Below are 270 nucleotides of genomic sequence, written 5' to 3' on the forward strand. Positions count from 1 at the left end.
GCCTTCAGGGCATAAGCTGACATAATTTTTATCGAGCAAGGCTTCAACTAACGGAGAGACTAAGCAGTCTTTGCCGTCATAACTGACTTTTTGTCCGAGTAGACATGCGCTGATAAAATAACGTTTATAGCTCATTTATTTAAGTCAGTTTTTTAAACTTATGTGTGATAAAAATCAGTGCAAACAGAATCGACATAGTTAAGACGATGCTGAGTCCTGTAGAAGTATTTAGCCCTGAACTGGACCATAAACCAACCGTCACCCCAATTT

At 38.9% G+C, this 270-nt stretch carries 1 pseudogene; it reads right to left on the bottom strand.

Annotated elements, in window-relative coordinates:
* Nucleotides 1–139: 139 nt before the first annotated feature.
* A pseudogene (locus ACG9ZB_RS17375) lies at nucleotides 140–270 on the bottom strand (metal ABC transporter permease); the annotation flags it as partial.

It is taken from the genome of Acinetobacter johnsonii (assembly GCF_048551975.1).
Classification (GTDB): Bacteria; Pseudomonadota; Gammaproteobacteria; order Pseudomonadales; family Moraxellaceae; genus Acinetobacter; species Acinetobacter johnsonii_A.